The sequence below is a fragment of the Streptomyces sp. NPDC088915 genome, from assembly GCF_044749825.1.
Taxonomy (GTDB): domain Bacteria; phylum Actinomycetota; class Actinomycetes; order Streptomycetales; family Streptomycetaceae; genus Streptomyces.
Genome location: NZ_JBIVIR010000020.1, coordinates 31,059 through 56,508 on the forward strand (window position 1 = coordinate 31,059; position 25,450 = coordinate 56,508).

At 74.4% G+C, this 25,450-nt stretch carries 25 protein-coding genes and 1 riboswitch; of the genes, 7 read left to right on the forward strand and 18 right to left on the reverse strand.

Features of this window, described 5'->3' with window-relative positions; translation table 11 throughout:
- Positions 1–50: 50 nt before the first annotated feature.
- Entirely contained in the window at positions 51–956 is a 906-nt protein-coding gene (locus tag ACIP5O_RS30805; RefSeq protein ID WP_401299184.1) for an SRPBCC family protein, read from the reverse strand.
- Positions 957–1,079: 123 nt separating this feature from the next.
- Positions 1,080–2,279, reverse strand: a complete 1,200-nt coding sequence (locus ACIP5O_RS30810) for an MBL fold metallo-hydrolase (RefSeq protein WP_401299187.1) — start codon at positions 2,277–2,279, stop codon at positions 1,080–1,082.
- A gap of 201 nt (positions 2,280–2,480) precedes the next feature.
- Here ACIP5O_RS30810 and ACIP5O_RS30815 point away from each other — a divergent pair, with 201 nt between their 5' ends.
- Positions 2,481–3,098, forward strand: a complete 618-nt coding sequence (locus ACIP5O_RS30815) for a TetR/AcrR family transcriptional regulator (protein WP_401299189.1) — start codon at positions 2,481–2,483, stop codon at positions 3,096–3,098.
- A 28-nt stretch (positions 3,099–3,126) separates the two neighbouring features.
- Here ACIP5O_RS30815 and ACIP5O_RS30820 read toward each other — a convergent pair whose 3' ends face one another.
- From ACIP5O_RS30820 to ACIP5O_RS30830, 3 genes are all read right to left on the reverse strand, one after another.
- Entirely contained in the window at positions 3,127–3,900 is a 774-nt protein-coding gene (locus tag ACIP5O_RS30820) for an SIMPL domain-containing protein (protein WP_401299192.1), read from the reverse strand.
- A gap of 144 nt (positions 3,901–4,044) precedes the next feature.
- A complete protein-coding gene (locus tag ACIP5O_RS30825; RefSeq protein WP_401299195.1) occupies positions 4,045–5,061 on the reverse strand; it encodes a DUF6745 domain-containing protein in 1,017 nt (338 codons plus the stop codon).
- Between the two features lie 110 nt (positions 5,062–5,171).
- On the reverse strand, positions 5,172–5,498 hold the full coding sequence (locus ACIP5O_RS30830; RefSeq protein WP_401299198.1) for a hypothetical protein: 327 nt from the start codon (positions 5,496–5,498) through the stop codon (positions 5,172–5,174).
- A 236-nt stretch (positions 5,499–5,734) separates the two neighbouring features.
- Between ACIP5O_RS30830 and ACIP5O_RS30835 the strand changes: the two genes are divergently transcribed.
- Genes ACIP5O_RS30835 through ACIP5O_RS30855 form a run of 5 tightly spaced genes read left to right on the forward strand, consistent with a single transcriptional unit; the run spans position 5,735 to position 10,990 of the window.
- The gene (locus tag ACIP5O_RS30835; RefSeq protein ID WP_401299201.1) at positions 5,735–6,694 is read left to right on the forward strand and encodes an STM4015 family protein; all 960 of its coding nucleotides are present in this window, start codon (positions 5,735–5,737) and stop codon (positions 6,692–6,694) included.
- Positions 6,691–7,884: an STM4014 family protein gene (locus tag ACIP5O_RS30840; RefSeq protein ID WP_401299204.1), complete on the forward strand. Its 1,194-nt coding sequence runs from the start codon at positions 6,691–6,693 to the stop codon at positions 7,882–7,884. Before ACIP5O_RS30835 ends, ACIP5O_RS30840 begins: the two co-directional genes overlap by 4 nt.
- 11 nt (positions 7,885–7,895) lie before the next feature.
- Entirely contained in the window at positions 7,896–8,735 is an 840-nt protein-coding gene (locus ACIP5O_RS30845; protein WP_401299402.1) for an STM4013/SEN3800 family hydrolase, read from the forward strand.
- Entirely contained in the window at positions 8,732–10,108 is a 1,377-nt protein-coding gene (locus ACIP5O_RS30850) for an STM4012 family radical SAM protein (protein ID WP_401299207.1), read from the forward strand. Before ACIP5O_RS30845 ends, ACIP5O_RS30850 begins: the two co-directional genes overlap by 4 nt.
- A 9-nt stretch (positions 10,109–10,117) precedes the next feature.
- Complete coding sequence (locus ACIP5O_RS30855) at positions 10,118–10,990, forward strand: STM4011 family radical SAM protein (protein ID WP_401299210.1); 873 nt, start codon at positions 10,118–10,120, stop codon at positions 10,988–10,990.
- Here ACIP5O_RS30855 and ACIP5O_RS30860 read toward each other — a convergent pair.
- Positions 10,968–11,771, reverse strand: coding sequence for an SGNH/GDSL hydrolase family protein (locus ACIP5O_RS30860; RefSeq protein WP_401299213.1), 804 nt, complete (start codon positions 11,769–11,771; stop codon positions 10,968–10,970). The genes ACIP5O_RS30855 and ACIP5O_RS30860 overlap by 23 nt on opposite strands.
- A 163-nt stretch (positions 11,772–11,934) precedes the next feature.
- On the reverse strand, positions 11,935–12,894 hold the full coding sequence (locus tag ACIP5O_RS30865) for a peptidoglycan DD-metalloendopeptidase family protein (protein WP_401299215.1): 960 nt from the start codon (positions 12,892–12,894) through the stop codon (positions 11,935–11,937).
- A 3-nt stretch (positions 12,895–12,897) separates the two neighbouring features.
- A riboswitch (cyclic di-AMP (ydaO/yuaA leader) is annotated at positions 12,898–13,057 on the reverse strand.
- Positions 13,058–13,457: 400 nt separating this feature from the next.
- Here ACIP5O_RS30865 and ACIP5O_RS30870 point away from each other — a divergent pair.
- Positions 13,458–14,279: a tyrosine-protein phosphatase gene (locus ACIP5O_RS30870; protein WP_401299218.1), complete on the forward strand. Its 822-nt coding sequence runs from the start codon at positions 13,458–13,460 to the stop codon at positions 14,277–14,279.
- 15 nt (positions 14,280–14,294) lie between these two features.
- Here ACIP5O_RS30870 and ACIP5O_RS30875 read toward each other — a convergent pair whose 3' ends face one another.
- From ACIP5O_RS30875 to hpnC, 11 genes are all read right to left on the reverse strand, one after another.
- Complete coding sequence (locus ACIP5O_RS30875; RefSeq protein WP_356545792.1) at positions 14,295–14,444, reverse strand: DUF6126 family protein; 150 nt, start codon at positions 14,442–14,444, stop codon at positions 14,295–14,297.
- A gap of 43 nt (positions 14,445–14,487) precedes the next feature.
- The gene (locus tag ACIP5O_RS30880; protein ID WP_401299223.1) at positions 14,488–15,114 is read right to left on the reverse strand and encodes a helix-turn-helix domain-containing protein; all 627 of its coding nucleotides are present in this window, start codon (positions 15,112–15,114) and stop codon (positions 14,488–14,490) included.
- A 118-nt stretch (positions 15,115–15,232) separates the two neighbouring features.
- Entirely contained in the window at positions 15,233–16,621 is a 1,389-nt protein-coding gene (locus tag ACIP5O_RS30885; RefSeq protein WP_356545796.1) for an aspartate aminotransferase family protein, read from the reverse strand.
- A 7-nt stretch (positions 16,622–16,628) separates the two neighbouring features.
- The gene (hpnH, locus tag ACIP5O_RS30890; protein WP_401299226.1) at positions 16,629–17,651 is read right to left on the reverse strand and encodes an adenosyl-hopene transferase HpnH; all 1,023 of its coding nucleotides are present in this window, start codon (positions 17,649–17,651) and stop codon (positions 16,629–16,631) included.
- Positions 17,652–17,658: 7 nt separating this feature from the next.
- A complete protein-coding gene (locus ACIP5O_RS30895) occupies positions 17,659–18,333 on the reverse strand; it encodes a 1-hydroxy-2-methyl-2-butenyl 4-diphosphate reductase (protein ID WP_401299229.1) in 675 nt (224 codons plus the stop codon).
- Entirely contained in the window at positions 18,333–20,408 is a 2,076-nt protein-coding gene (gene shc / locus ACIP5O_RS30900) for a squalene--hopene cyclase (RefSeq protein WP_401299232.1), read from the reverse strand. Before shc ends, ACIP5O_RS30895 begins: the two co-directional genes overlap by 1 nt.
- A gap of 108 nt (positions 20,409–20,516) precedes the next feature.
- Positions 20,517–21,617, reverse strand: coding sequence for a polyprenyl synthetase family protein (locus ACIP5O_RS30905; RefSeq protein WP_401299234.1), 1,101 nt, complete (start codon positions 21,615–21,617; stop codon positions 20,517–20,519).
- On the reverse strand, positions 21,614–23,014 hold the full coding sequence (gene hpnE / locus ACIP5O_RS30910; protein WP_401299237.1) for a hydroxysqualene dehydroxylase HpnE: 1,401 nt from the start codon (positions 23,012–23,014) through the stop codon (positions 21,614–21,616). Before hpnE ends, ACIP5O_RS30905 begins: the two co-directional genes overlap by 4 nt.
- The gene (locus ACIP5O_RS30915) at positions 23,011–23,352 is read right to left on the reverse strand and encodes a hypothetical protein (protein WP_401299240.1); all 342 of its coding nucleotides are present in this window, start codon (positions 23,350–23,352) and stop codon (positions 23,011–23,013) included. Before ACIP5O_RS30915 ends, hpnE begins: the two co-directional genes overlap by 4 nt.
- The gene (hpnD, locus tag ACIP5O_RS30920) at positions 23,349–24,299 is read right to left on the reverse strand and encodes a presqualene diphosphate synthase HpnD (protein WP_401299243.1); all 951 of its coding nucleotides are present in this window, start codon (positions 24,297–24,299) and stop codon (positions 23,349–23,351) included. Before hpnD ends, ACIP5O_RS30915 begins: the two co-directional genes overlap by 4 nt.
- Positions 24,296–25,207 carry a squalene synthase HpnC gene (gene hpnC / locus ACIP5O_RS30925; RefSeq protein WP_356545808.1) on the reverse strand — a complete coding sequence of 304 codons (912 nt, stop codon included), beginning with the start codon at positions 25,205–25,207 and terminating at the stop codon, positions 24,296–24,298. Before hpnC ends, hpnD begins: the two co-directional genes overlap by 4 nt.
- Between the last annotated feature and the right edge of the window lie 243 nt (positions 25,208–25,450).

The window sequence follows — 25,450 nt, forward strand, 5'->3', positions numbered from 1 at the left end:
AGTCGGCGGCGGCCCTTCGGAGGGTGACCGCCGACTCGCGGACGCGTGGGTCAGCCGCGCGGGCCGGCGCCCTCGACGAGCTCCTTCACACGGTCGAGCACCAGGCGCACCTTGGCGCTCAGCTCCCTGCGGACGAAGGCGGTGACCGCGGCCACGTCCGACACCTCCGGCGCGAGCACCACGACCTGCTCGGAGCGGACGGCGACGCCGTCACCGTCGGGCTCCACCCGCCAGCGCACCGTGTGACTGCTCCCGATCGGCGGCAGGACGAGCTGTTTGTACGCGACGAGCTCCTCCCCCCGCCCGACCCGTGCCGTCCGCATGGCCAGGATCCCGCCGTCCGCCTCCCGTGTGTCGACCTCCACGAGTTGCGCTCCGTCCTCCTCCTGGAGCACCTCGGCCCGCACCACGTGGGCCAGCAACCCGGGCCAGGCAGCCACGTCGTACAGCGCCCGGTGCACGGCCGCGGCGCCACCCCGCACCGTCACCCGGTCGTCGACCACGATCCGCCGTTCGCCCGGAAGTTCGGCCGCCGCCCTCACCGCGGCGGTCTCGCCCTCCGCGACCGCGTCGATCACGGCCCCGGTCTCCGCCAGTGCCGTGTCGTCTCCGGCCACCTCGTAGCGGTGCTCGAGCCGCAACAGGCACGCGCCGTCCCCCGACGGCTCCACGACCCACGCCCGTTCCATGCGCGTCAGCGGCGGGGCGGGCCGCTCCGGGCGGAAGTCGATCCGCATCCGCCCGGCGTCGATCCTGCGCAGCGCGACCCAGGCCTCCACGCGCTCCCCGGAGGTGGTCCACATCCCGCACCGCTCGAAGTCACCGTCCCGCCCGAGCACCTCGGCGTGCACGAACGGACGGAACAGCCAGGGCCAGTTCGCCAGGTCAGCAAGGAGTCCGAACACCTCCCCGGCCCGCGCACGGATCTTCACCTCGTGCACCCGTGTTCCCAGCATCGACACCCTCCCGGCTCCGGACGACCAGTCCCCGGAGCCTCCCGGGCCCCCCTGGACCTTCGCTCGAAGCGTCGCCGAGGGGGCGGGGCCGGCCCCGCCGTCAGCGGGGACCCGTCCCGGCCGTCACCGCCCTCCCGCGAGGTCGAGATCGCCGCCGCGCGGCTCGGACGCGGGTCCGACGGGCCGGGAGCGGCGCCACGGGCGGGCGAGGGGCCGGGAGATCCCGCGCCACCACGGGTCCGAGGGCAGCTTCCCCGCCGGCTCGAACGGCTCGCCGGGGCGGGGGAAGGCCACCGCCTGGCCGGCCTCCTCCGCCGCGCCCCTCGTCCACTCCCCCGGCTCGGCCCACGGGTGCGGGGCGAGGTTGAAGGTGCCCCAGTGGATCGGCAGCAGCACGCCGTGCGGGCGCCCGCCCTGGAGGTCGAGGTGGGCGCGCAGGCCCTCGGCGGGGGTCATGTGGATGTCGGGCCAGAACTCCGAGTAGGCGCCGAGCTGGATCATGGTGGCGTCGAAGGGGCCGTGCTCCGCGCCGATGTCCCGGAAGCCGGGGAAGTAGCCGGTGTCGCCGCTGTGGAAGATCCGGTGCCCGGGCCCCTCGGCGACCCAGGAGGCCCAGAGGGTGTGCTGCTTGTTGCGCAGGCCGCGGCCGCAGAAGTGGCGGGCCGGGGTGGCCGTGAGGCGCAGGTCGCCGATCTCCGTGGACTCGTTCCAGTCCAGCTCCCGCAACCGGGAGGCCGGTACGCCCCAGTGCTCCAGGTGCGCGCCCACGCCGAGCGGCACCGCGAAGAGCGTGTCGGTGGTGGCGAGCTCCTTGATCGTCGGCAGGTCCAGGTGGTCGTAGTGGTCGTGCGAGATCACCACCGCGTCGACCGGACCGAGCGCGGCGAGCGGGGCGGGCACCGGGTGGAGCCGCTTGGGGCCCGCGAACGGGAACGGGGAGCAGCGGTTCCCCCAGACCGGGTCGAAGAGGACCCGGTGGCCGTCGATCTCCGCGAGGACGCTGGAGTGCCCCGTCCAGGTGAGGCGCAGACCGGTGGCCGGGGGACGGGCCAGGTCGGCCACGGTGGTGGGGTGGACGGGGATCGAACCGGCGGGAGCCCTGCTCGCGCGCCCCTCCTTCTCGAAGTAGACCCTGGCGAACTCGACGGCGGAGCCGGACGGGCTCCGTCGCGTCTCCTCGGGGTTCTGGAAGATCCCGTTCCTGAAGTTCGGAGAGCGGCGGATGCGGGCGAGGCGCTCGCCGGCGGGTTCCGCGCCGAAGGACTCGGGGCGCGGCACGCGCGGCCGGATCCGCGGTGAACGGTCTGGGCCTGTACCGGTCACAGGACCTCCTGATCTCTGGGGGTCGTTCCATTATGGGCGGCCCGTGAGCGGAGGGACGGGGCGGTACGGGGGCCCCCGGCCCCGGCGGGGGGCGGCGGCGGAGGTACGGTCGGCTGCGGTGGTCGCGGAAGGTGCGGGGCGCGTACGCACCGGAGCCGTCGTTGATCATGCTCTTGTCATGTGCTGTGTAGGCTGCCGGGCGTGACGAGAGTGCGGTTGAGCGTGGCCGAGCGGCGGGAGGAGCTGCTGCGGGCCGCGGTGGAGCAGATCGAGGCACGCGGGGTCGCGGCGGTGCGGATCGCCGACGTGGCCTCGGCGCTCGGCGTGAGCAACGCGCTCGTGCTCTACCACTTCGCTTCCAAGGAGCAGCTGGTCGCGGCCGCCTTCGCGCACGCCGCCGAGGCGGACCTCGCCCATCTGCGGCGGCTGCTGGGCCGGCGCACGACGGCGGCGCGGCGGCTGCGGGCGGCGGTCCGCTGGTACGCCCCGACCGGGCAGGCCAAGGGCTGGCGGCTGTGGATCGAGGGCTGGGCCGCGTCGCTGCGCGATCCGGAGCTGCGCCGGGTCGCCGCCTCCCTCGACCAGGAGTGGAAGGCGGCGCTGACCCGGGTGATCGCGGAGGGTGCCGCCGCCGGGGAGTTCTCCTGCCCGGACCCGGCCGAGGCGGCCTGGCGGCTCACCGCCCTCCTCGACGGCCTCGCCGTCCAGACCACCGCCTACGCCGGCTCCCTCTCCCGCACCGCGATGCTCCGCTGGGCCGACGCCGCCCTCGCCCGGGAACTGGGCCTCCCGGACGGGGAGCGGACCGGCGGGACCTGATCGGCCGGAACGCCCCGGCCCCGGCCCGTCAGAGCAGTTCGAAGACCGCCGAGACCGTGATCTGCTCCTCGATCTCGCCGGGGGCCAGCGGAACGCCCGATTCCTCGGCGGCGAAGGCGGGAGCGGCCCCGCCGGGGCCGGGGCGCACGGACTCGCCCTCGCTCAGCGAGACGAGGCGGCCGAGCCGGTGGCCGCTGAGCCGGGCGTGCTGCTCCGCCTTGTCGTACGCGTCCCGGAAGGCGGCCTCCCGCGCCTTGGCCCGCAGCGCCGACGGGTCGGCCACGTCGAACACGACGCCGTTGATCCGGCCCGCGTCCCGGGTGGACTCGTTGACGGCGCCGACGACCTGCCCGGTCCTGTCGATGTCACGGACCTTCACGGAGAAGGCCTGACCGGCCTGGTAGCCGGTCACCCGGCTCTCCCCCTCGGCGCTCTGGGTGTAGACCGGAGCCAGCGAGAGGCTGTCGGTACGGATGTCCCGCTCGGCGATCCCCTGCTGGTGGAGCACCACGAGGAGGGCCTCGGCCGCGGTCTTCTGCGCCGCCATCGCCTCCTTCGCCGTCGCCCGGCCGGCCTCGACCCCGATGGACAGGATCGCCAGGTCGGGCGCGGCGGACGCGCGTCCGTGCCCGGCGACGGTGACCGTGGCGGGCTCGGCCTCGCGGACGGCGGCGGGGAGGACCGCCCTGCCGGGCGCGGCGGCCAGGGCGGGGGCGGTGGTGCCGACGAGGAGGCCGCCGAGCACGGCGGTGGCGGCGAGGAGACGGGTGGTGCGGGCGGCGCGCGGCCGGCGGGTCGTCACAGGCGGTCCCTTCGGATGTGGGTGCCGGGGCTCCGGCGGGCACATCCCAGCACCCGGCACCGCCGCGCTCCGTGCGCCACTCCTGACCGGCGTCCCCCTTACCCCTGTCCGTACCAGCCGGGTACCGCCACCGGGGCACCCGGCTCAGGTCTGGACGAGCGGCTCGTACGCCTCCGGGCGGAGGCCGAAGGTCCAGGCGACGCCCTCCCACGCGGTCCGGGTGGCGGGCGGCACCCGCAGCCAGTAGGTGCGACGGGTGCCGTCCGGTTCGGGCGTGGAGTTGACGACCTCGACCATCACCACGTCCTCGTCGTCGGCCGACTCGATCCGCCACAGCACGCCCGTCTCGTCGTGGTGCTCGTGCCGGGCCCCGGAGGCGGTGAGGTAGCGGTCGTAGCCGTAGTGCTCCAGCATCACGCGCCGCAGTTCGGCGTTCCCCTCCTCGCGGATCCGCTCGGGGGTGAGGTCCGGGAGACCGGCCAGGAAGGCGGCGGAGACCGTCATGCCCCGCCAGGCGTGGAGGGCGAACCCGTCGGGGTAGGCGAGCGCGGGTCCGTCGCCCCGGTCGAGGCACCCCGCCTCGTCGCGGTGGAGTTCGACGGGCCGCTCGCAGACCACGGCGACGTTCTCGTACGGCCACCACCAGCCCGCGTGCGCGGCGACGGCGGCGAGTCCGGCGAGGCGCTCGCCGTGCCCGTCGAAGGCGGCGAGCCAGGCGGCGTCGTGCTGGCCGAGGACGGCGTCGAGCAGGACGAGGCGGACGCCGCCCGGCCTCCCGCCCTCCGCCCGCTCCTCGTGGGCCCGCGTCACCGCGGCCCGTATCCGGTCGGCGAGGGCCCGGTCGAGGTCCCAGAGCACCGCCCCCGTCGCCTGCCAGTGCGCCGCCCAGCCCGCCGGGCCGAGCGCGTCGTGGAGGCGGCGGCGCTCCTCGGCCCACGGCCGGGTGCGCACCTCCTCCCGTACCGACCGGCCCCGGCCCGCGAGGCCGTCCAGGAGCGCGACGGCGGCGAGCGGCGAGTCCGCCCAGAGGACGCGCTCCGGCTCGGCGAGGCCCGCCGTGCGGTAGGCGAGCCGGACGCCGGCCTCGGCGGCGGCGCGGTCGGCGGGCCCGGTGGCCGCGGCGACGGCCCGCCACTTGTCCTGTGCGGTGGTGCGGTTCATGTCCTTCTTCCCCCAGGTCCCTCGAATCCGTCAGTCCGTCAGTCCGTCAGTCCGTCAGTCCGTCAGTCCGTCAGTCCGTCAGCCGGTCAGTCGGTCAGTCGGTCAGTCGGTCAGTCCGCGACGATCCGGTACGCGCCGGGCACGTACTCCCGCTGGCGGACCACCCGGTACCAGCCCTTCGGCAGCGGTATCGGGGCGTGCTCCTCGTGCACCACCCGGCCGCCCTCGGGCAGTTCGAGCAGAAGGGGGCCGTAGGGCCCCGGCTCCCGCACGAGCCGGCCGGGACCGGGGATCGCGTGGGCGTGCCCGGTGACCTCGCCGAGGGCGAGGACGAGGCGGCCCCGGGCGTCCCTCGGCTCCCCCGCCGCCGTCCTGGCGCGCTCCGGAACGGCCGTCTCGTCGACGGACACGATCAGGACGTCTCCCTGCCGGTACATGGCTGTCCCCTCCCCGTTCGGCACGGTCGTCCGAACACGAGAACGACGCTAGAGGCCGGCACTGACAATCGCCCCCGGGCCGTTCGGCGCTCGCCCCGGGCCCGTGCGGCGCTCGCTCCCTGCCCCGGGTGACACCCGGTCCGGGCCGTCCGGCACCCGGCGCGAGCACTGTCGGTGCCGCTTGGTAGAACTCAGGGGTTCAGCGACCCACGCCGTCCGTCCTCTGGAGCACCGTCATGACCATCGGCCACCACCTGCAGGAGTTCCACGGCCTCCCCGTCTTCGAGTTCCCGGACGCGGCCGCGCCGGTCGAACTGCCCGACGCGGCCGGGGTCGCCTGGCGGATCTCCGCGCCGACGTACTCCGATCCCGGGGACGAGCACTGGGGCCCGCGCTTCGAGCGGTTCCTGAAGGCGGTCGACGCCCCGCGGGTGCGCGCGCTCGTCGTCGGCGGCTGGGACGAGCCGTACGAGACCTCGTCCGCCGACGTCGTCACCGCCCTGATGGGCGCCAACGACCGGCTCACCGGCCTGGAGGCGGTCTTCCTCGGCGACATGACCTTCGAGGACTGCGAGATCTCCTGGATCGTCCAGTCCGACGTGACGCCGCTGCTCGCCGCCTACCCGGCGCTGCGCGAGCTGGGGGTGCGCGGCGGCACGGACCTGGTCTTCCCGCCGGTCCGGCACACCGCCCTGGAGACCCTGGTGGTGGAGACCGGCGGTCTCGGCGCCGAGGTCGTGCGCGGGATCGTCGGCAGCGACCTGCCCGCCCTGGAGAACCTGGAACTCTGGCTCGGCACCGACGAGTACGGCGGCGACAGCACCCCCGAGGACCTGGCCCCGCTGCTCGCCGGCACGTCCTTCCCGGCCCTGCGCCACCTGGGCCTGCGCAACAGCGTGATCGAGGACGCGGTCGCCGCCGCCGTGGCGGGCGCGCCCGTCGTCGCCCGGATCGAGCGGCTCGACCTGTCCATGGGCGTGCTCACCGACGAGGGCGCGGCGGCCCTGCTCGACGGGCAGCCCCTGACCCACCTGTCGCGCCTCGACCTGTCGCACCACTACCTCTCGGAGCCGATGCGGGAGCGCGTGCGGGCCGCGCTCGTCCCGCACGGCGTGACCGTGGTCCTCGACGACGCGCAGGAGCCGGAGGACTACGGCGACGGCGAGGTCCACCGGTACGTCGCGGTCGCCGAATGACCTCCGGCCCGCGCCCCGTGGTCGTCGGCGTCCCGGCGGGCCGCCGCGTCGCGTTCTTCCAGGACGCGCTGCGGTCCGCCGGGCTGCCCGGGGCACGGGTCGTGTCCTGGCCGGACGTGCTGCGGGGCCGGGCCCGGTTCGCGGCGGGCGAGACCGTGCGCCTGGACTCGCCGGGCGAGGAGCCGGAGGCCGACCGGCTGCTGCGCGGGGTCGACGATCCGGCCCGGGTCGAGGGCACCGGCCGCTGGTACGGGCGGTTCACCGCCGCCGTGGCGGACCTCGCCCGGAGCGTCGAGGGGGCGGGCGCGGTCCTCGTCGACGACCCCGCCGAGCTCCCGGTCCTGTTCGACAAGCGGCTGACCCACGGCCGGCTGCGGGCGGCCGGCGTGCCCGTGCCCGGGTCGCCGACCTCCGGCGCCGCCGCGCCGGCCGTGCGCGGCTGGGCGGACGTGCGGGCGCTGACGGCCGGGGCGGGCATGCGCCGGGTGTTCGTGAAGCTCGCGCACGGCTCCTCCGCCTCGGGAGTCCTCGCGGTGGAGACGAACGGCGCGGGCCGGGTCCAGGCCACCACCTCGGTGGAGCGCGGGCCGGACGGACGGCTCTTCAACTCGCTGCGGGTGCGGCGCTACACGAGCGAGCGGGAGGTCGCCGCGATCGTGGACGCCCTGGCCCCCGACGGCCTGCACGTCGAGCGGTGGCTGCCGAAGGCGACCCAGGACGGACGGGCCGCCGACCTGCGGGTGGTGGTGGTCGACGGGCGGGCCACCCACGCGGTGCTCCGCACCAGCCGCTCCCCGATGACCAATCTGCACCTGGGCGGGGCCCGGGGCGACCTGGACGCGGCCCGGGCCGCGATCGCCGCCGCCGGCGGACGCTGGGCGGACGCGCTCGGGGTGTGCGAGCGGGCCGCCGCCGCGTTCCCCGGCACCCGGTGCGTGGGCGTCGACCTGCTGCCCGCGTCGGGTTGGCGGCGCTTCGCCGTGGGCGAGGTCAACGCCTTCGGCGACCTGCTGCCCCGGCTCACGGGCCTGCCCGGCGGCGGGGCCGAGGGCCTCGACACCTACGCGGCCCAGGTGGCCGCGCTGTTCCCCCGTACACCCCGCGACTCAAGCCCCACAAGCACCGTCCGCACCACCAGCACGGCCAGCACTACCCGCACCACCCGCACCACAGGAACGAGCACCGCGTGAACCAGCCCGACATGAACGCGATCGTCGGCAGCCACGACCTGCTCCTGGTCACCCTCGACACGCTCCGGTACGACGTGGCCGCCGAGCTGGCGGCCGCGGGCCGCATCCCGAACCTGGCCCGGCACCTGCCCGGCGGCGTCTGGGAGCGGCGGCACGCGCCGGGGAGCTTCACCTACGCCTCCCACCAGGCGATCTTCGCCGGCTTCCTGCCGACCCCCGCCGCGCAGGGGCCCCATCCCCGGCTGTTCGCGGCCCGGTTCGCGGGGAGCGAGTCGACCGCCGGCGGCACCTGGGTCCACGACACCCCCGACTTCGTCTCCGGCCTCGCGGCCGAGGGCTACCGGACGGTCTGCGTCGGCGGGGTGGGCTTCTTCAACGAGCAGCCGCCGCTCGGCTCCGTGCTCCCCGGGCTGTTCCGGGAGAGCCACTGGGAGCCCTCCTTCGGCGTCGCGTCCCCGACCTCGTTCGAGTCCCAGGTCGAGCGCGCCGAGGAGGTCGTGGCAGGACTCCCCCACGAGGAGCGGCTCTTCCTCTTCGTCAACGTGTCGGCGCTGCACCAGCCCAACTGGTTCCACCTGCCGGGGGCGACCCGCGAGGCGGGCGACTCCCGGGAGACGCACGCGGCGGCCCTGGAGTACGTCGACCGGCACATCGGGCGCCTCTTCGCCGCGATGGGCTCCCGGCGCCCCTGTTTCGCGATCGTCTGCTCCGACCACGGCACGGCGTACGGGGAGGACGGCTTCACGGGTCACCGGCTCGGCCACGAGGTCGTGTGGACGGTGCCGTACGCGCAGTTCGTCCTGCCGGGCCCCGACGGACCCGCCGGACCCGACGAGGAGGCCGCCGCGTGAACACCATCGACCGCGCCCCGGAAGGCCGCCGCGTGACAACCGCCGGAACCCCCGCCCCCCGCCCGTACCGCAGCTACGTCTACGCCTACCCGCACAAGACGGCGTACCGGGAGCTGCCCGATCCGCCAAAGCTCGCCGCGCTCTGGGCCGGGGAGCCGAAGGACGCCCTCTCGCTCTACGCGCACGTGCCGTTCTGCGAGGTCCGCTGCGGCTTCTGCAACCTCTTCACCCGGATCGGCGCCCCCGGCGAGCTGACCACCCGCTACCTGGACGCCCTCGACCGGCAGGCGACCGCCGTGCGCGAGGCGCTCGGGGACGGGGAGCCGGTGCGGTTCGCCACGGCCGCGTTCGGCGGCGGCACGCCCACCTTCCTGACCGCCGCCGAGCTGGAGCGGCTCTGCGACATCGCCGAGCAGCGCATGGGGGCGGACCTGCGGGCGGTGCCGCTGTCGGTGGAGACCTCGCCCGCGACCGCGACCGCCGACCGGCTCGCGCTGCTCGTCGAGCGGGGCGCGACCCGGCTCAGCATCGGGGTGCAGAGCTTCGTGGAGGCCGAGGCGCGGGCGGCGGTCCGGCCGCAGCGCCGCGCGGACGTCGAGGCGGCGCTCGGCCGGATCCGGGACACCGGCGTCCCCGTGCTCAACGTCGACCTGATCTACGGGATCGACGGGCAGACCGAGGAGTCCTGGCGCCGCTCGCTGGACGCGGCCCTGGCCTGGCGCCCGGAGGAGCTGTACCTCTACCCGCTGTACGTCCGGCCGCTGACCGGTCTGGGCCGGACGCCCCCGGAGGACGACCGGGAGTGGGACGAGCGGCGGCTGCGGCTCTACCGGCACGGCCGGGACCACCTCCTGGCCCACGGCTACGAGCAGGTGTCGATGCGGATGTTCCGGCGGCGGGACGCGGCGCCGCTCGGTCCGGACGACCACGCGTGCCAGACGGACGGGATGATCGGCCTGGGCTGCGGGGCCCGTTCGTACACCTCGGCCCTGCACTACTCCTTCGACTACGCCGTCGACATGCGGGAGATCCGCTCGATCATCGACGCCTACACGGAGACCGGCGACTTCTCGCGCGCCCGGGTGGGCCGGTGGGTCGACGCCGGGGAGGCCCGGCGCCGCCATCTGCTCCAGTCGCTGCTCCAGGCCGGGGGGATGCCGGTCGCCGGGTACGAGGAGCGGTTCGGGACCTCGCCGTTCGCGGACTTCCCCGAGGAGCTGGGCCGGTTCGAGGCGCTCGGCTGGCTGGACGGGGAGGCGCCGGCGGGGCTGCTGCGTCTCTCGCCGGAGGGGCTCGCGCACTCGGACGGGCTCGGCCCGGAGCTGTTCTCCCCCGGGGTGCGGGCCGCCATGGCCGCGTACGAGCCGAAGTAGGGGGCGGCCGTGGACCTGACGCTGCTCTACCGGGGGCCGCTCTCCTCCTGCGACTACGACTGCCCGTACTGCCCCTTCGCCAAGCGCCGGGACAGCCGGGAGCAGTTGCGCGCGGACCGGGCGGCGCTCGAACGGTTCACCGGATGGGCCGCCGCGCAGACCGGGGACCGGCTGCGGATCCTGTTCACGCCGTGGGGCGAGGGCCTGGTGCGCTCCTGGTACCGGCGGGCCCTGGTCGAGCTGTCGCGGCTGCCGCACGTCGAGCGGGTGGCGATCCAGACCAATCTGAGCTGCCGGACCGACTGGCTGGCGGAGGCGGACCGGGAGAGCGTGGCGCTGTGGTGCACGTACCACCCGGGGCAGACGCCGTACGGGCGCTTCCTCGGCAAGTGCCACGACCTGGCGGAGCGGGGCGTCCGGTTCAGCGTCGGGGTGGTGGGGCTCCCGGAGCACCGGGAGGACGCGCGGCGGCTGCGGGACGCGCTGCCGCCGCACGTGTACCTGTGGGTGAACGCGGCCGAGGGGCATACGTACACCGACGCGGAGGCCGACGGGTGGACGGAGCTGGACCCGCTCTTCCCGTACAGCCGGCGTCCGCACCGCTCGGCGGGGCTGCCCTGCCGGACCGGTGAGTCGGTGGTGTCGGTGGACGGCGGGGGGACGGTGCGGCGCTGCCACTTCGTCAAGGCCGAACTGGGAAACCTGTACGACGGTTCGTACCGCGCCGCCCTGCGTCCCCGCGCCTGTCCCCTCGGCGTCTGCGACTGCCACATCGGCTACGTCCACCTGGAGACGCTGCCGCTGTACGACGTGTTCGCGGGCGGGGTCCTGGAACGGATCCCCGCCGCCGTACCGCCCGCTAGACCCGCTGGAGGGGCATGAGGTCGGGGCGCTTGGCCTCGACGTGGTCCCCGGAGCTCTCGCCGCGCAGCCGGCGCCCGATCCAGGGCACGAGGTACTCCCGCGCCCACTGGATGTTGTCGCGGCGCACTTCGAGCGAGCCGCGCGGCGGGACCGGCGGCCACGCCTGGTCGGGGTCGGCGGGCACCGGCAGGCCGAGGACCTGGGCGGCGCGCAGGGCGACCCGGGTGTGTCCCTCGGGCGAGAGGTGCAGCCGGTCGCCGTCCCAGGCCCGCCGGTCCTGGACGGACCTGAGCGACCACAGGTCGAGGACCGGGCAGTCGTGGCGGTCCGCGATGGCGCGGACGTGCGCGGTGTAGGTGGCGATCTTGCCGCGCAGGTGCCGGAGCACGGGGACGTCACGGGTGTCGAAGCCGGTGGTCACCATGACGGTCCCGACGGCGGAGGTCAGGTCGGCGACGGCGCGCTCGAAGCGCTCGGCCACGTCGTCCGGATCGGTGCCGGGGCGGATGATGTCGTTGCCGCCCGCGCAGAAGGTCACCAGGTCGGGGGCGAGTTCCTTCGCCCTGGGGACCTGTTCCGCCACGATCTGGTCGAGGAGGCGCCCGCGTACGGCCAGGTTGGCGTAGCGGAAGGCGTCGTGCTCCGGCAGCTGGTCGGCGAGCAGGACCGCGAAGCGGTCCGCCCAGCCGACGTACGTCCCGTCGGGGCCGGGGTCTCCGACGCCCTCGGTGAAGCTGTCACCGATCGCCGCGTACGACCCGAATGCGTTCTTGTCTCTTGATCTCGAATCGTCTGCCACGGGGGCACATCCTTCCCTTTCGCGTGTGACCTACGCGACCGTAAGGAGGGGTTGACGACGGGTGACATATGCCACCGATAAAGATTCGCCCAAGTCGGAATAGGCCGACGGCCCGGCGCGTGTGCGCCGGGCCGTCGGAAAAGGGGACGTGCCCTTCGGGGTGTCAGAGGGAGACGCCGTGCTGGCGCAGGTAGGCCAGCGGGTCGATGTCCGAGCCGTAGCTCGGGGTGGTGCGGATCTCGAAGTGCAGGTGCGGGCCGGTGGAGTTGCCGGTGGAGCCGGAGAGGCCGATCTGCTGCCCGCCGCTGACGCTCTGTCCGGCCGAGACCGAGAGGGAGGAGAGGTGGGCGTACTGCGAGTAGTTGCCGTCCTCGTGCTTGATGACGACCTCGTTGCCGTACGAGCCGCTCCAGCCGGCGGAGACGACCGTGCCGGCGCCGACGGCGCGGACGGTGGTGCCGGAGGAGGCGATGAAGTCGACGCCGGTGTGGTAGCCGGAGGACCACATGGAGCCGGAGGCGTGGTACGGGGTGGAGAAGCCGGCGAGGGCGACGGGCGAGACCCAGCCGGTGGAGGAGGCGGTGGAGCTCTCCTCGGCCTTCGGGGCGGCGGCGGCCGGGGCGGCGCGGCCGCTGTCGCGGGAGGCGCGCGGGGCCTCGTCGCCGTTCTTGCCGGAGGTCTGGGCGCCGGTGGTGCTCTTGGGGGCGGCGGGGGCGGAGCCCTTGGCGCCGATGGTGAGCTTCATGCCGGGCATGATGAGGGAGGGGTCGGCGCCGATGGTCCGGCGGTTGTCCTCGTAGACCTTCTGCCAGCCGCCCTGGAGGTGGTGGTCGGCGGCGATCTTCGACAGGTAGTCGCCGGCGACGACGGAGTACGTCCGGGGGCCGGTCTCCGCGGCGGCCTTCGCGGGGGCGGCCTTCGCCGCGACGGCGTGCGCGGTGACGGCGTGCGCGGTGACGGCGGACTGGACGGAGGCGGCGGCCGGGGCGGTCTGCTCGGCGGCGTGGGCCCCCGTGGCGCCGAGGAGCGGGAGGGCGACGACGGCGCCTCCCGTACCGGCGGCGGCGAATCCGCGGGTGAGGGGGTTGCTCTTGGGACGGCGGTGCTTACCCTTCGCGGGCATGGCGAATCCTCTCCGGCGCCTGCGAGGTGAGCTGTCGGGTTCGGACTGGAGATGCCCGGCCGCGCTCTCGCGCGGCTTCACCCCGAGCCGTCCTGTGTCGCGGGACCGGCGTACTTCCTGGGTCCCCCGCTCCTGCCACGCATGGGATGGGTGGAATTCCGGGCGGTGGCAGGATTCGGCGGTCCGTCCGGATTGAGCGTGACGCTAGACGAGCGGGGTCGGCGCGAACAAGCCGCTGTTTTGTCCGGGGATTCCGCCCTAGATCGTTCCCCCGGAATTCCGGTCACCCTCCGTGGAGGACGTTCCTCCGATTCCCTTTCCCCGTACGGAAATTGCGCCGGGCTCCCGGCCACGATCCGTCACTTCTATGACCCTGCTCACGCGCCGAATCCCATCTCGCCTGCAAACAGGGCGCGTTATACCCAATGGGCTAATTCGGACAGATCACCCATTCCCGTCCGAGGGGGTGCGCCGCACCGCTCCCGTCTGGATGATTGCCCCAGGAACCGATCAGGAACCGATGTCGCGTCGGACATCCGCACGCCAACCTTCCAGGAGCATCCGTGACGCAGCAGTTGCCGCAGGTCCCGCCCGTCGAAGCCGCCGAGCCCGAGCTGGCGGAGGTCCGCAACTTCCGGGACGTGGGCGGTCTGCCGACGACGGACGGGCGCGCGGTCCGCCCCGGCCGCCTCTTCCGCAGCGGTCACCTGGCCCACGCGACCGAGAGCGACGCCGCCTTCCTCGCCGGTCTCGGGCTGCACACGGTCTTCGACTTCCGCAACGAGGCCGACCGGCGGATCGAGGGCCCCGACGTCGAGCTGCCCGGGGTGCGAAATGTGAACATACCGCTCAATGACCCGGCCGACGGCAAGGAGTTCTGGCGGCTGGTGCGCGACGGCGAGACCGCGCAGCTGCGGGAGGTCCTCGGCGACGGGCAGGCCGCGGCCCGGATGTCCGATTCGTACTGCCGGATGGTGATCGAGCGCACCGCCGAGCACAGCCGGATCCTGCACTCCATGGCCGAGGAGAGCGTCCCGGCCCTGATGCACTGCGCGGCGGGCAAGGACCGCGCCGGGCTCGCCGTCGCGATCACCCTGCTCGCCGTCGGGGTCGAGCGGGCGGCGATCGAGGCCGACTACGTGAAGTCGAACGAGCCGCACCGCCGCTACAAGGTGCGCCGCAGCTCCACCGCCCCGGACGCGATGGGGCCCGAGGTGATGGAGCTGCTGAGCCCGCTCTTCGACGCGCGGGCGGAGTACCTGCGGGCCGCCTTCGGGACGATCGAGACGACCTGGGGCTCGGTGGACGCCTACTTCTCCGAGGGCCTGGGGTTGCCCCCGGAAACTCGCGAGCGGCTGCGGGAGCGCCTGCTCACCGAGGCGTAGGGCCGGCCGGGATCCCTACTTCGCGCCCATCGCGAAGAGCAGGTAGAGGAAGCCGGCGAAGAGGTGACCGGCGATCAGGTAGGCGAAGAGGCGGAGCACCAGACCCTTGGGGAACTTGCCTTCCCCGCGCTCCTCGCCGGTGACGGACGCAGACTTCTCGGACATGTCGGCCCTTTCCTGAAAAATAGTTACGGCGGTCTTGTCGCGGTCAGCGCCGGTGCGGGGTCCCGTCGCCGAGGCACAGCTCGGCGACGGGGCTCTGCAGCAGGGTGTGGACGAAGAGCAGCTCGGCCCCGCCGGGGGTGGCGGCGCCGATCCGGTGCGGGGTGAGCGAGTCGAAGTGCGCGCCGTCCCCGGGGTCGAGGACGTGGACCGTCTCCCCGAGCGCGAGCCGCACCCGCCCCTCCAGGACGTGGATCCACTCCTCGCCGGGGTGGACGCGCACGATGTCGGCCCGGGTGGCGTACGGCACGTGGACCCGCAGGCACTGGAGGGCGCGTCCGGCGCCGCCCGCCTGGCGGTAGATCCAGCCGTCGGCCTCGACGGGCTCGGAGCGGCCGCCCCGGACGACGGGGTCGCGTTCGGGCGGGGTCTCCCCCAGGAGCTCGGAGACCGTCGTACCGTAGATGCGGGACAGGGCGAGCAGCATCGGCAGCGAGGGCTGCCGGTTCCCCGTCTCCAGGCGCGAGAGGTGGGCCGGCGAGAGGCCGGCCCGCCGGGCGGCGGCCTCCAGGGTGAGTCCCCGGCGGCGGCGCAGGGCCCGCAGCTGCGGGGCGACGTCCGGCAGGACGTCGGTGGCGGAGGCCGGGGAGGTGTCCCCGGGGACGTGGTCCATGCCCCCATTCCGCCAGGATCGTGCCTCTGGGGCAAGTTTCTTGCCCCAGAGGCAAAACCCGGACGGCCGCGCGGAGACCGGAAGGACCGCGCGGAGGCCCGGACGGCCCCGGTTCGGGTCAGCGCTGGGCGACCGCCTGCCTGACCAGGGTCTTCCCGAAGTCCCACATCAGGCCGCCCCCGCCGTGGGCCTCGTCCATGACCGCCGTGAAGGCGGTGACGAACCGGTCCACGTCCGCCTCGTCGACGACGAGCGGCGGGATCAGCTTGATCACCTCCAGGTGGTCCCCGGAGACCTGGGTGAGGATCCTGTGCCGCTGGAGCAGCGGGACGACGACCATCTGCGCGAAGAGGCCCTTGCGGGCCGCCTGGAGCATCGTCCAGCGCCCGCGCAGCCCGAGCGAGGACGGCCGGCCGAACTCGATGCCGATCATCAGACCGCGCCCGCGGATCTCGTGGAGCAGCTCGTAGCGGGGCACCAGCTCCTTCAGCCGGCCGGAGAGCAGGTCGCCGATCCGGCGCGCGCGGGCGACCGTGCCCTCCTCCTCCATCACGGAGAGGACGGCGAGCCCGGCGGCCATGGCCTGCGCGTTCGACCCGAAGCTCGCCGAGTGGACCAGGACCCGGTCCATGGACGAGTAGACCTTCTTGAAGATCCAGTCCTTGCCGAGGGTGGCGCCGACCGGCACGTAGCCGCCGGAGAGCGCCTTGGCGACGCAGACCAGGTCCGGCTCGACGCCCTCCTCGTGCTGGTACGCGTAGAAGTCGCCGGTCCGGCCCAGACCGGTCTGCACCTCGTCCGCGATCAGCAGGGCGCCGTGCCGGTGCAGCAGCTCCTGGGCCCCGCGCAGGAAGCCGGGCGGCGCCTCGTGGACGCCCTTGCCCTGGATCGGCTCCACGACGAAGCCGGCCACGTCCCCCTTGCGCAGCTCCCGCTCCAGGGCGTCGAGGTCGCCGAGGGCGATCGCGGTGTCCGGCAGGAGCGGGGCGAAGCCGTCCCGGAAGCCCCGCTCCCCGTTGACGGAGAGGGAGCCGGTGGTGAGCCCGTGGAAGGCGTGGTCGCAGTAGACGATCCTGGGCCGCCCGGTGGCGTACCGGGCGAACTTCAGGGCGGTCTCCACGGCCTCGGTGCCGCTGTTGCCGAAGAAGACCCGGTCGAGGTGGGGGCTGTGGGCGAGCAGCCGCTCGGCGAGGAGACCGGGCAGCGGCGGGCAGTCGAAGCGGGTGAGGTCGGCGAGCCCGGCGTCCAGGACGTCGTGGAGGGCCTTGCGGACGACGGGGTGGTGCCGTCCGAGGCCCATCACGCCGAACCCGGCGAGCATGTCCAGGTGATCGTTCCCGTCGGCGTCCCAGAAGTGGGCGCCCTCGGCCCGCTCGTACACCTTGTCGAAGCCGATGGTGCGGAGCATGCGCGGGAGCTGGGGGTTGAGATACCGGGAGTGCAGCTCGTACCGCTCGTCGCCGCGCTCGGCGAGCAGGGCCCGCAGGTCGAACCCGCCGCCGGTCACGCGCCGCTCACCTGCCGTTCCCGGAGGCGGTCTCCCGGACCGCGCGCAGGGACTCCTTGAGGGAGCCCATGGTGGCGAGGACGGCGGTGGGCTCGTAGCCGCAGTGCGCCATGCAGTTGGCGCAGCGCGGGTCCTTGCCCCGGCCGTACTTCTCCCAGTCGGTCTCCTCCACGAGTTCGCGGTACGTGGGGACGTAGCCGTCGCTCATCAGGTAGCAGGGCCGCTGCCAGCCGAAGAGGGAGTAGTTGGGGATGGCCCAGGCGGTGCAGGGGAAGTCCGCCTTGCCCTCCAGGAAGTCCAGGAAGAGCGGCGAGTGGTTCAGGCGCCAGCGGCGCCGGTTCCCGCCGGCGAACGCCTTCCTGAAGAGCTCCCGGGTCTGCTCGACGCCCAGGAAGTGCTCCTGGTCGGGGGCCTTCTCGTAGGCGTAGGCGGGCGAGATCATCATCTCGTCGACCTGGAGGTCGTCGTTGAGGAAGTTGAGCACCTCGATGATCGTCTGCGGGGTGTCGGTGTTGAAGAAGGTCGAGTTGGTGGTGACCCGGAAGCCGCGCCGCTTGGCCTCCTTGATCGCCGCCACCGCCTCGTCGAACACGCCCTCCTTGGCCACGGACTCGTCGTGCCGCTCGCGCAGTCCGTCGATGTGCACGGCGAAGGCGAAGTACGGCGAGGGGGTGAAGTCCGCCAGCTTCTTGCGGAGCAGCATCGCGTTGGTGCAGAGGAAGACGTACTTCCTCCTCGCCACCAACTGGCGCACGATCTCGTGGATCTGGGGGTGCATCAGGGGCTCGCCGCCCGCGATGGACACCATGGGGGCGCCGGACTCCAGGACCGCGCCGACCGCCTGGGCGACCGGCATGCGCTGCTTGAGGACACCCGCCGGGTGCTGGATCTTCCCGCAGCCCTCGCACTTGAGGTTGCAGGCGAAGAGCGGTTCGAGCTCGACGATCAGCGGGAACTTGTCGCGCTTGCGGAGCTTCTGTTCGAAGAGGTAGGTCCCGACCCGGATGGACTGACGGAGCGGCATGGCCATAACTCGCTCACCTCCTGGGGAGCAGCAAAGAACGGTGCCATTCGAAGAAAGCGGGAAGGACGGCACGAAGGACGCGAAAGGCTGATATTCCCCCGCGTACCGTGCCAATACGGACCAGCTCATGCTCTGGAGCGTCCACGACCACCCGGACGGCCGCAACCGGACGCGCTCCCGGCCCCTCCCCGAAGGCTCCGGCGGCCCGTGCGGTACGCAGGGTCGCGGCGGACTCCATGTCGACGGCGATCGCGCCGGTGCCCCGCAGCGCGGCCCGCTCGGGGCCCCGCACCACGTGGTCGGAGCCGCTCAGCGGACCGACGTGCACGGCCCGGCCCGGCACCGCCCTGACCAGGGCCTTCACCAGGAGGTCCGTGCCGGTGCACGCGGTCGTGCCGTCGGGTCCGCGGGTCTCGTCGGCGACCACCAGGTCCCCGGGGTGCATGCCCGGGGCGAGCCCCGCGCAGAACCCGGAGGCGATCACGGCCGCGTCCCGGCGGCGCCGCTCCCCCAGCGCCCGGGAGACCGCCTCCCGGGCCCGTTCGGGTCCCATGCCCGTCCGCAGCACGGTGACCGGGCCGGGGGCGCCGCCCCGGTCGCCGCTGCGCAGGGCGAGCTGCTCGATGCCGAGCGCGCAGGCGATCAGGAGCGGCGGCGCGGCGGCGCCGGGGGCCGGCGCGCGGCCCATCAGCCCTCCTTGCGGGGCGACGGCTCCCCGTACACGTAGCGGCCGAGCGCCGTGAGGGGGAAGACCTGGCGGTAGAGGTGGTAGTTGATCGAGAAGTCCCAGGGGAAGCCGGTCCCGGTGAAGTACGGCTCGTCCCACGAACCGTCCGGGAGCTGGGTCGCGACCAGCCAGGCGACGCCCCGCCGGACCGGCTCGGACTCGCGCTCGCCCGCGGCGAGCAGGGCCATCAGCGCCCACGCGGTCTGGGAGGCGGTGGAGGCGCCGCGCCCGACCCACTGCTCGTCCTGGTACGAGCGGAGGTCCTCGCCCCAGCCGCCGTCCTCGTTCTGCACGGAGCCGAGCCAGGCGACGGCCCGGCGGACCGCCGGGTGCGAGGCCGGGATCCCGGCGGCGGCGAGGGCGGGGAGCACCGACCCCGTCCCGTACACGTGGTTGACGCCCCAGCGGCCGAACCAGCCGCCGTGCGGCTCCTGTTCGGCGAGCAGCCACTCGATCCCCCGCTGGGTGCGGGGGTCCTGGGCGAGGCCCTCGTGGGCCAGCATCTCCACCACGTGGGCGGTGACGTCGGCGGAGGGCGGGTCGACGACCTCGCCGAAGTCGCAGAAGGGCAGCTTGTTGGGGAAGGGGCTGGTGTTGTCGGCGTCGAAGGCGCCCCAGGCGCCGTTGCGGGACTGCATGCCGAGGGTCCAGCGCGCGCCCCGGGCGGCGGCGGCCTCGACCCGGGCGGGATCGGGGTGCCGGACCCGGCGCAGGGCGAGCAGGACCTCGGCGGTGTCGTCGGTGTCGGGGTAGTTGTCGTTGTGGAACTCGAACGCCCAGCCACCGGGCGGGAGTCCGGGGCGGCGCACCGCCCAGTCCCCGGTGCGGGTGATCTCCTCGTCGAGCATCCAGTCGACGGCCTTGACCAGGGCCGGGTGGTCGGGCGGGAGCCCGGCGTCGGCGAGGGCGACGGTGGCGAGGCAGGTGTCCCAGACCGGGGACTGGCAGGCCTCGATCATCCGGGAGCCGTCCTCGCGCCGGACGGCGAACCGGTCGAGGGACTCCAGACCGGCCCGCATCACGGGGTGGCCGAGGTCGTAGCCGAGGAGGTGGAGGGCGATGATCGAGTAGACGGCGGGGGGCTGGATGCCGCCCCAGCAGCCGTCGTTCTCCTGGCGCTCGACGATCCACCGCGCGGCGAGGTTCATGGCCACCCTGCGCAGCGGGCGCGGCGCCACCCGGTGGTAGAGGTGCAGCGCCTGGTCGAGCCGCTGGAAGATCCCGTCCCAGCCGGTCGGCGGGGCGAGCGGACGGGGCGGGTTCGGGCGGGCCGGATCGGTGTGCAGCTCGTCGAGCGGGAAGGGGGCGGGCCGGACCGGGCGCTTGGCGGAGACCACGGTGAGCGGCACGATCGTCTGGCGGGCCCAGCAGCCGAAGTCGTAGATGTTGAGCGGGAACCACTTGGGCAGGAAGAGCAGCTCCGGGGGCAGCTCGGGCAGGTCCTCCCAGCGCCACCAGCCGAAGAGGGCGAGCCAGATCCGGGTGAAGACCCGGGCGGCCGCGATGCCGCCGCGGGCGCGGACCCACGCGGAGGCGCGGGCCATGTGCGGGGCCTCGGGCGGGTCCCCGGCGAGCCGCAGGGCCACGTAGGCCTCGACGGTGGCGGAGAGTTCGCCGGGCCCGCCGTAGAAGGTGGCCCAGGCGCCGTCCTCGCGCTGTTCGCGGCGGATGTGGAGGGCCGCGGCCCGGGTGGTGCCGGGGTCGAGGATGCCCAGGAACTGGCGGAGGAGCAGGTCCTCGGCGTCCATGGTGACGTTGGTCTCCAGGTCGCCCTTCCACCAGCCCGCCGGATCCTGGCGGGCGAGCAGGTGCTCGGCGGCCCGTGCCGCGGCCCGCGCGGCGGTCTCGTCGAGTCTTCCCGGAGCGGATGCGGTCCCCTCCGGGAGGGTTCTTCCCGGGGCGGGTGCGGTCCCCTCCGGGAGGATTCTTCCCGGGGCGGATGCGGTCCCCTCCGGGAGGGCGGTCTCGGTCGTCTTGCCGGCCACGGCCGTCCGGGGGCTCACGGCCCCGGCGTTTCCGTCGGTCGTCGCTGTCATGGCTTCCCCTTCGCGCAGTCTGTTTCCTTCTGCTCCTGCGGGTCTGCCGTCGGCCGGCGCCGGGTGGCACCGGCCGGCGACCGCGAACTCATATCAGGGTGATGGTGATCATCTCTTCCGTACGACCACGAAGTCGGCGAGGGCGACGAGCTGGTCCCGCACCCGGGCGGGCATGTCCACCTCGTCCAGGGCCGCGATCGCGACGGCGTGCTGGCGGCGGGCCTCCTGGGAGGTCCACTCCCGGCCCCCGGCCTCCTCGATGAGGGCGGCGCGGGCGGCGAACTCCTCCTCGGAGAAGGAGTCGAAGTCGCTGGACTTGGCGTCCGTGGCGAGCAGCTCGCCGAGCCGCTCGGAGGCCGGGCCGCCGGCGGCGAGGGCGGCGACGACGGGCAGGGACTTCTTGCGCTGGCGCAGGTCGCTCCAGGTCTGCTTGCCGGTGGACTCGGGGTCGCCCCAGATGCCGAGCAGGTCGTCCACGGCCTGGAAGGCGAGGCCGAGGTGGTAGCCGTACTCCTCCAGCTTGTCGGCGGTCCGGTCGTCGGCCCCGCCGAGGACGGCGCCGATGGAGACGGCGCAGGCCAGGAGGGCGCCGGTCTTGTTGCCCTCCATCTCCAGGCACTCCTCGACGGTGACCCGCTCGCGGTGCTCGTAGGAGATGTCCTGGGCCTGCCCGTCGATCAGCTTGCGGGTGGCGGTGGTGAGCCGGCGGGTGGCCCGGCCGGCCTCGACGGTGCCGAGTTCGAGGAGCAGTTCGTTGGCGAGGGCGAAGAGGGCGTCGCCGACGAGGATGGCCTGCGCGGGGCCGTGCACCTTCCACACCGTGTCGCGGTGGCGGCGCTGCTCGTCGCCGTCCATCAGGTCGTCGTGGAGCAGCGAGAAGTTGTGGACGAGCTCCACGGCGACGGCGCCGGGGACCCCGACCTCGGGCGCGGCGCCCGCGGCCTCGGCCGACAGCAGGGCGAGGGCGGGGCGGACGGCCTTGCCGCCGTCGCCGTCGGCGGGGTTGCCCTGCGCGTCGATCCAGCCGAAGTGGTAGGCGGCCACGGTGTCCATGGGCGGCGCGAGGCGGTCGACGGCCGCCCGCAGTACGGGGGTGGACAGGGTCCGTCCCCGCTCCAGCAGTGCGGACACGTCCGCGGTGTCGACGGCCGGGTGTCCCGGCGGCGCTGTCGGCACGGTCTCTCCTCTTGTTCCGGTACTCACACTCATACCGCCTCCTGCAGCGGATGGTCATGGCGGCGGCCGAGGGCGGAGAGCGCCGCGCCCGCGGCGCTGACACCACTGCGGACGGCTCCCTCCATGGTCGCGGGCCAGCCGGTGGCGGTCCAGGCTCCGGCCAGGTGGAGGCCCGGTGCCCGGGTGCGGGCGCCGGGGCGGAGCCGGCCGGTGCCCGGGGCGGGGTCGAACGTCGCCGTCCGCTCCCTGGTGACGAAGAAGTCGCGCACCCCGGCGCCGCGGGCGGCGGGCAGCAGCCGCTCCAGCTCCGGGAGGTAGCGCTCGCGCAGGACGGCGACGGGCGCGTCGATGTCGTCCTGGGCGGCGGACTGGGAGACGGCGAGGTACTGGCCGCCGCCCGTGAGGCCCGAGGCGTCGGTGCGGTCGAAGACCCACTGCACCGGGGAGCCGAGGGCGGTGAAGAAGGGCTGCTTCAGCACCTTGCGGTCGTAGACGACGTGCAGGTTGAGGATGGGGGCGGTGCCGATGTCGAGGAGCCGGTCGGGGTCGTCGAGGGCGCCGTCGGGCAGCAGGGCGTGGGTCTCGTGCTGCGGTACGGCGAGGACGACGGCGTCGGCCTCGATCGTCTCGCCCGGCACCTCGACGGCCCAGCGCCCGTCGGCGATGCGGGAGATCCGCTCGGCCTTGGTGCGCAGTTCGGTGCGCACCCCGAGGGCGGCGAGGGCCTTTCCGGCCAGGGTGTCGTGGAGTTCGCCGAGCGGGACGCGGGCCCAGCCGATGTCGGCGGCGCCGGGCTCGGAGAGGAGTCCGGTCTTGAAGACCATGGCGGCCAGGCCCATGGAGGCGTGCGGGGCGGTGGCGTTGAGGGTGGCGACGCCGACGAGGTCCCACAGGGCCTCGACGGCGCGCGGGGACTGTCCGTGGCGGCCGAGCCAGGTGGCGAAGTCGATGCCGTCCAGGGCCGGGTCGGCGGGGTCGAGCCGGCTCAGGGCGAGCGCGGCCCGGCCGACGCTCACGCGCTCGACGGCGCTGAGGTGGGGGTAGGTCGCCAGGCTGCGGGCGAGGTGGAACGGGACGGGCAGGTCGTCGCGGCGGATCCGGCCGAGCCGGGGGCCGCGGCGGTGGCCGACGTCGAGGACGGGCACGTCGAGGCGGTCCTGGACGGGGGCGAGGTGGGCGCCGTCGATCCGGTCGAGGAACCAGCGGTAGGCGGTGCAGCAGCGCAGGTAGACGTGCTGGCCGTTGTCGACGGTCAGCTCGCCGCGGCGGAAGGAGAAGGCGAGGCCGCCGAGCCGGGGCCGGCCCTCCAGGAGGGTGACGCGGACGCCCGCGTCGGCGAGCTGGAGCGCGGCGGTGGTCCCGGCGAGCCCGCCGCCGACGACGACGGCGTGGGCCTGCCGGGCGTCCCGCCCGCTTGCGTCCTCGGTCACGCGGCCTCCGATCGGTTCGTCGTGGTCGGACCCGTCGGGCCCGGGCCGCGCGCGACGGCCGTGGTCAGGGACGCCGGAACGGCGCCGGGGGTTGCGGCACGGCCGCCGGCCGCACGGAAGACGGTCGTACGGACGGTGGCCGCACGGACGGCGGTCCCCCGGGAAACGGTCGTGCCGGGGACGGCCGCGCGGACGGTGATCGTACGAGGGGCGGCGCCGGGACGGCGGTTCGCCGCGCGGGCGGGAACCGCGCCGAGGACGATCGGGAGCGCTGTGCCGGGCGCGGCCGGGAGCGCGGCTCCGGGCGCGGCCGGGAGGGTCGGCGCGTACGGGCTCATCGGGTGCGCCTCCCGGCGTCGCGGCGGGCGACGTGGCGGGTGTCGAGGCCGGAGAGGCCGCGCACCGCGACGTACGCCTTCTCGCGGCCCGGCAGGGAGACGCGGCCGCGCAGGACCGCCTCCGGGTCGCGCTCGATCCGGTCGAGCAGGCGCCGGTAGATGCCGGCCATGGCGGCGACGCAGGCGCCGCTGCGCCGGTCGAGCAGGGGAAGCAGCCGGTAGCCCTCGGCGAACAGGGCGCGGGCGCGCCGCACTTCGAAGTGGACGAGCCCGGCGAAGTCGGAGCCCTCGGGCAGGGGGCCGCCGAAGCCGTCCCCGCAGCCGAACTTGGCGAGGTCGTCGGCGGGCAGGTAGGTGCGCCCGTTCTCCGCGTCCTCGCGCACGTCCCTGAGGATGTTGGTGAGTTGGAGCGCAAGCCCCAGGGTGTCGGCGTACTCGGGGGCGCGGTCGGCGCCGTGGGCGCCCGGCTGGGTGCCGAAGACGCCGAGGGAGAGGCGGCCGATGGCGCCGGCGACGCAGCGGCAGTAGACCTTGAGGTCGTCCCAGGTCTCGTAAGTGGCGCCGCGGACGTCCATGAGGACGCCGTCGATGAGTTCGTCGAGGCCGTCGAGCGGGATCGGGAAGCGCCCGGCGGAGTCGGCGAGGGCGACGGCGACCGGGTCGGTGTCGTCCTCGTCGACCTTGCCGGAGCGGATCCGGTCGAGCAGGTCCCGGGTGGCCTCCAGGCGCTCCTTCTTCTCGCCGGGCGCGAGGGTGCCGTCGCCGATGTCGTCGACGCGCCGCGAGAAGGCGTAGAGCGCGGACATCGCCTGGCGCTTCTCGGCCGGCAGCAGCCGGATGCCGTAGGCGAAGTTGCGGGCCTGCTGCCCGGTGACCGCCTCGCAGTAGCTGTAGGCGGCCTGTACCGGTGCGGACGGCTGGTGCTGTCCCTCCACGGTCACGGTCACCCCTCTCTCCGCGCCCGGAGCAGGACCGCTCCCGCCCGGCGCAGCAGGCTCGGCTTGGTGGGCCCGGGCGGGCCGGTCAGTACGTCGTATCCGGCGTCGGTGATCGCGTCGAGGGCCGCGAGGCCCCCGGCGGTGAATCCGGCGAGGAGGAGGCGGAGGCGGCCGTGGACGCTGCCGACGAGGGGGGTGCCCGCGTGGAGCAGCGCGCGGGCCCGTTCGGCCTCGAAGGCGATCAGGGCGCGGACGGAGGCGCCGGCGGTGGGCCGGGCGAGGTCGTCCTCGGTGACGTGGAACCGCTTGAGGTCCTCGGCGGGCAGGTAGATCCGGTCGCGGCCGAGGTCCTCGGCGACGTCCTGGAGGTGCTCGACGATCTGGAGGGCGGTGCAGATCTCGTCGGAGCGCCGGATCCGCTCGGGGGTCTCGGTGCCGGTGATCCCGAGGACGAGGCGGCCGACGGGGTTGGCGGAGAGTTCGCAGTACGCGAGGAGGTCGTCGTACGTCTCGTAGCGGCCGACCAGCTGGTCCTGGCGGTTGGCGGCGATCAGGCCGAGGAAGGGTCCGGGGGCGAGTCCGCACCGCGCGACGGTCGGCTGGAGGGCGCGCAGCAGGGGGTGGCGCGGGGTGGAGTCGAAGACGCGGTGGAGGTCGGCCTCGAAGGCGTCGAGGAGGGCGAGCCGGTCCTCGGCGTGCTCGGGGGCGACGCCGAGGTGGCGGGCGTCGGCCCCGCCGGGGGCGAGGTCGCCGTCGCCGATGTCGTCGACGAGCCGGGCGTAGCCGTAGACGGCCATGAGGTCGTCGCGCCAGGCGCGGGGCAGGAAGAAGGGGGCGACGGGGAAGTTCTCGTCCGCAGCCTTGCCGAGGGTGGCACGCGAGGTGGCGCCGGGGCGCGCCTGCCGGGGGTCCGTCACCGGTCGCTGCCCGACGGAGGGACGGCGACACCCTCGTGGAGCTGGAGATTCTGCGTCATGGCCGTCACGTCTCCCGTTCTACACTGCTGACCCAATCCATCCTATTTCGGACACGCCGCCGACCCCTGCCCGTAGGGCCGCCACCCGGGGCCCGATGGCCGTGGGGTATCGCCCTACTTGCCGCGAAACAGACCGGTCCAGCTTACGTTGTACGACGACCGTCACCGTTCCGGGGTGGCGGGC

What these genes read in the sequence shown, in the direction of transcription:
- ACIP5O_RS30805 (WP_401299184.1), bottom strand. Translation starts at nt 956, where the DNA reads ATGCTGGGAACACGGGTGCACGAGGTGAAGATCCGTGCGCGGGCCGGG.
- ACIP5O_RS30825 (WP_401299195.1), bottom strand. Translation starts at nt 5,061, where the DNA reads ATGAACCGCACCACCGCACAGGACAAGTGGCGGGCCGTCGCCGCGGCC.
- ACIP5O_RS30830 (WP_401299198.1), bottom strand. Translation starts at nt 5,498, where the DNA reads ATGTACCGGCAGGGAGACGTCCTGATCGTGTCCGTCGACGAGACGGCC.
- ACIP5O_RS30835 (WP_401299201.1), top strand. Translation starts at nt 5,735, where the DNA reads ATGACCATCGGCCACCACCTGCAGGAGTTCCACGGCCTCCCCGTCTTC.
- ACIP5O_RS30840 (WP_401299204.1), top strand. Translation starts at nt 6,691, where the DNA reads ATGACCTCCGGCCCGCGCCCCGTGGTCGTCGGCGTCCCGGCGGGCCGC.
- ACIP5O_RS30845 (WP_401299402.1), top strand. Translation starts at nt 7,896, where the DNA reads ATGAACGCGATCGTCGGCAGCCACGACCTGCTCCTGGTCACCCTCGAC.
- ACIP5O_RS30865 (WP_401299215.1), bottom strand. Translation starts at nt 12,894, where the DNA reads ATGCCCGCGAAGGGTAAGCACCGCCGTCCCAAGAGCAACCCCCTCACC.
- ACIP5O_RS30875 (WP_356545792.1), bottom strand. Translation starts at nt 14,444, where the DNA reads ATGTCCGAGAAGTCTGCGTCCGTCACCGGCGAGGAGCGCGGGGAAGGC.
- ACIP5O_RS30880 (WP_401299223.1), bottom strand. Translation starts at nt 15,114, where the DNA reads ATGGACCACGTCCCCGGGGACACCTCCCCGGCCTCCGCCACCGACGTC.
- hpnH (WP_401299226.1), bottom strand. Translation starts at nt 17,651, where the DNA reads ATGGCCATGCCGCTCCGTCAGTCCATCCGGGTCGGGACCTACCTCTTC.
- ACIP5O_RS30895 (WP_401299229.1), bottom strand. Translation starts at nt 18,333, where the DNA reads ATGGGCCGCGCGCCGGCCCCCGGCGCCGCCGCGCCGCCGCTCCTGATC.
- shc (WP_401299232.1), bottom strand. Translation starts at nt 20,408, where the DNA reads ATGACAGCGACGACCGACGGAAACGCCGGGGCCGTGAGCCCCCGGACG.
- ACIP5O_RS30905 (WP_401299234.1), bottom strand. Translation starts at nt 21,617, where the DNA reads ATGAGTGTGAGTACCGGAACAAGAGGAGAGACCGTGCCGACAGCGCCG.
- ACIP5O_RS30915 (WP_401299240.1), bottom strand. Translation starts at nt 23,352, where the DNA reads ATGAGCCCGTACGCGCCGACCCTCCCGGCCGCGCCCGGAGCCGCGCTC.